General features: G+C 71.4%; 2 protein-coding genes and 1 pseudogene. All 3 read left to right on the top strand.

Features of this window, described 5'->3' with window-relative positions; translation table 11 throughout:
• Nucleotides 1-14 precede the first annotated feature (14 nt).
• Nucleotides 15-161: pseudogene (locus IEY36_RS31530) on the top strand (transposase); the annotation flags it as partial.
• Between the two features lie 216 nt (nt 162-377).
• Nucleotides 378-629 carry a hypothetical protein gene (locus tag IEY36_RS31030; protein ID WP_229681734.1) on the top strand — a complete coding sequence of 84 codons (252 nt, stop codon included), beginning with the start codon at nt 378-380 and terminating at the stop codon, nt 627-629.
• Nucleotides 569-939: DDE-type integrase/transposase/recombinase (locus IEY36_RS30405; protein ID WP_229681733.1), on the top strand; the 371-nt coding region annotated here is incomplete at its 3' end. The genes IEY36_RS31030 and IEY36_RS30405, both read left to right, overlap by 61 nt.

The raw sequence follows: 939 nt of genomic DNA, 5'->3' as shown, positions 1-939 counted from the left end.
GCCAGGAGGTGACGATGGTAGGTGGCGTGAAACGGCGTCGGAGTTTTCCCGACGCGTTCAAATGGGAGGCGATTGCCGCGATCCGTGGCGGTCGCTCGGCATCGCAGGTGGCGGCCGAACTGGGTCTGCCGGATCGTCTGGTCCGCTCCTGGTTGCGTTGGGCTGAGGGGCGCTCGCCCGGGGGGAGCGGCGCGCCGGCGCCGACGCCCCCCACGAGAGCAGGCGGCGCCGGCGCGCCGTGTCGGGCTGAGCCCGGCCGACCAAGCCGCAGAGATCGGCCAGCTGCGCAAAGAACTCGAGCGCGTGAGGATGGAGCGCGACATCTTAAAGCGAGCTGCGCTCATCTTCGGTCAGGCGACGGACCGGAGGTGAGCTTCATGTTCATTCGCGACCACGTCGCCGACTTCCCCATCCGGGTCATGTGCGAAGCGCTCGGCGTCAGCCGCAGCGGCTACTACGCCTGGGCAAGCCGGGACGAGAGCGCGCGGGCTGCTGCCGACCAGGTCCTGGCTGCCGAGATCCGGGCGCCGCCCACGCGGCCAGCCGCGGCCGCTATGGCAGCCCGCGCGTGCACGCCGAACTGCGTGCCCGCGGCCGTCGGGTTGGCCGCAAGCGGGTCGCGCGCCTGATGCGCGGCATGGGCCTGGTGGCTCACCGCAGGCGCCGCTTTCGGCGGACGACGGACAGCAGCCACGCCTTCCCGATCGCGCCCAATCTGCTCGGCCGCAGGTTCACGGCGGAGGCGCCGGACCGGGTCTGGCTTGCCGACCTGACCTACATCTGGACCGCGGAAGGCTGGCTGTATCTCGCCGCGGTGCTCGATCTCTACACGCGCAGGGTCGTCGGCTGGGCGATGGCCGACCACCTCGGTCACGAACTAGCGCTTGCCGCGCTCGACATCGCCATCGCGCGCCAGCGGCCGCTGCCCGGTCTGATCCA

The sequence above is a fragment of the Neoroseomonas lacus genome (assembly GCF_014644535.1).
In the GTDB taxonomy this organism is placed as follows: Bacteria; Pseudomonadota; Alphaproteobacteria; order Acetobacterales; family Acetobacteraceae; genus Neoroseomonas; species Neoroseomonas lacus.
Note: the sequence above shows the minus strand (reverse complement) of the source record. Positions and strands in the feature narration are given on the sequence as shown.